At 66.9% G+C, this 2,326-nt stretch carries 3 protein-coding genes; all 3 read right to left on the bottom strand.

Translation table 11 applies throughout. The features are described from left to right. Window positions 1-475 precede the first annotated feature (475 nt). Entirely contained in the window at window positions 476-1,282 is an 807-nt protein-coding gene (locus AAGA11_23095) for an aldolase/citrate lyase family protein (protein MEM9605759.1), read from the bottom strand. A 10-nt stretch (window positions 1,283-1,292) separates the two neighbouring features. Next, on the bottom strand, window positions 1,293-2,093 hold the full coding sequence (gene hpaH / locus AAGA11_23090; protein MEM9605758.1) for a 2-oxo-hept-4-ene-1,7-dioate hydratase: 801 nt from the start codon (window positions 2,091-2,093) through the stop codon (window positions 1,293-1,295). Then, a partial coding sequence (locus AAGA11_23085; protein MEM9605757.1) for a fumarylacetoacetate hydrolase family protein occupies window positions 2,090-2,326 on the bottom strand: 237 nt, incomplete at its 5' end. The genes hpaH and AAGA11_23085, both read right to left, overlap by 4 nt.

Here is a 2,326-nt window from a genome sequence, read left to right as displayed (position 1 = left end):
GTCGCCCAAACAATCGGTTACCACCAACCCCGTGGGAGCGTCATCCTTGGCGGAGCCAAGATGACGCGAATGCTACGCGGCCCGGTTCGACACCGCTTCGCCCGGGTCTGCTGCGCAGAGCCCGCGCTCCCACGGTGGATCGGGGCGTCGCTCAAACAATCCATCGCTATAAGCCCCGTGGGAGCGTCATCCTTGGCGTAGCCAAGATAGCGCGAAGGCCACGCGGCCTGATTTAAAATCGCTTCGCCCGGGTCTGCTTCGCAGAGCCCGCGCTCCCACAGTGGATCGGGGCGTCGCCAAAACACTCTGCCGCCACCAACCCCGTGGGAGCGTCATCCTTGGCGGAGCCAAGATGGCGAGAATGGCACGAGGCCAGGGCCAACACCGATTCGCCCGGGTCTGCTTCGCAGAGCCCGCGCTCCCACAAGCGATCGGGGCGTCGCCCAAACAACTGGCCGCCGCGAACGCGCTGCAGCTAGTAAGGACCGCTCGGCGCGTCGGTGTCCTCGGCCGCTTGCTTGGCGTAGTGTCCCGCCAGCTCCCGCACCGCCTTGCCGTAGCAGGTGATGTCGGTGCCGACGCCGACGAAGGTCGCGCCGAGGTTGATGTAGTGCTGCGCGTGGTGCGTGGTGCCGGTGAGGATGCCGGCAAACCTGCCGGTGGCAAGGATGCGTTGGATGGCGGCGTCGATGAAGGCCATCGGTTCGGGTTCGAACGGCCGGCCGAGGAAGCCGATGTCAGCCGAGAGGTCGGCCGGGCCAATGAACAAGCCGTCCACGCCCTCCACAGCGGCAATCGTCTCGATGTTCTCCACCGCCGCCGCGGATTCGATTTGCATGATCGTGCAGATCTCGGCGTTGGCGGTCTGCAGGTAGTCGGGGATCGCGTTGAAGTGCGACGCCCGCGCGAGCGCGGCGCCAACGCCGCGGATGCCGTCGGGCGGGTAGCGTGTTGCGCGCACGAGCTCAGCGGCCTGCTCGGCGGTTTCGACCATCGGCATCACGAAGGTCTGTGCGCCGATGTCGAGCAGCTGCTTGATCAGCCAGCTCTCGCCGATGACCGGCCGCACCACCGCGGCGGTGTCGGTGCTGGCAATCGCCTGCAATTGGCCGGCGGTGCTCTTGATGTCGTTCGGCGAGTGTTCGTTGTCTACCACGACCCAGTCGAAACCGGCGCGGGCGCTGAGCTCGCTGAGGTAGGGGTCGGCGAAGCCGAGCCAGAGACCGGTGGTGAGCTCGCGGTTGAGCAGGCGGCGTTTGAGCAGGTTGGTAGGCGCGGGCATGCGGGGTTTCTCAGGCGAAATACAAGCTGACACTGCCGAACTCACCGAAATCGGCGAGCAGGGTACTGCCGTGCGGGCACTCGACCGGGCGCACGAAGGAGCCCGACAGCACCACATCACCGGCGCGCAGACCCGCGCCGTAGGTGGTCAGGCGGTTGGCGAGCCAGGCGATGCCCTGGGCGGGCTGGTTGAGCACACCGGCGCCGAGGCCGGTTTCCTCGACCTCGGCGTTGCGCGAGACGATCGCACCGATCCAACGCATGTCGACGTCGTCAACTGACACCGGTCGACCGCCCAACGCGATGCCGGCGTTGGCGGCGTTGTCGGCGATGGTGTCGGTGATCTTGCGCAGCGCACCGGTCTCCGGGTCCTGCCGGATCACGCGCGTGTCGAGAATCTCGATCGCGGGCAGGATGTAGTCGGTCGCGGCCATCGCATCCCAGGCGGTCACGTTGGGGCCGCTCAGGTCCTCGGCCATGACAAAGGCGATCTCTGCCTCGATGCGCGGCTGGATGAAGCGGTCGGCCGGCACTGTCGCACCGTCGTCGAAGAACATGTCGTCGAACAGCACGCCCGAGTCCGGGATGTCGATCTTGAGCGCGTCGCGCATCGCTTTCGACGTCAGACCGATCTTCCACCCGCGCTGCACCGCGCCCGCGTCGCGCTTGGCCTCGACGAAGGCGTCCTGAACCGCGTAGGCGTCGTCCATGGTCATGTCAGGGTGCGCTTGCGAAATCAGCCCGATCTGGGTGCGGGTGCGTTCGGCCTCGTGCAGCGCAGCGCCGATGTCGGCCGCCTGTTCGGGTGTCATGGTGCCACCTCGTCCACGACGGTGTTTCGCAGCGTTCCAAGTCCCGTCGCCGACACCTCGATCACGTCGCCGGGTGCGAGGTAGCGCGGTGGGTCGAAGCGTGCGCCGGCGCCGGTCGGGGTGCCGGTGACGATGACGTCGCCCGGCACCAGCGTGGTGAAGGTCGAGATGTAGTTGATGATGAAGCTGAAGTCGAACAGCATGCGGCTGGTCCGGTCCTGCTGGCGCAGCTC

The organism is Pseudomonadota bacterium (assembly GCA_039196715.1).
Classification (GTDB): Bacteria; Pseudomonadota; Gammaproteobacteria; order CALCKW01; family CALCKW01; genus CALCKW01.
Note: the sequence above shows the minus strand (reverse complement) of the source record. Positions and strands in the feature narration are given on the sequence as shown.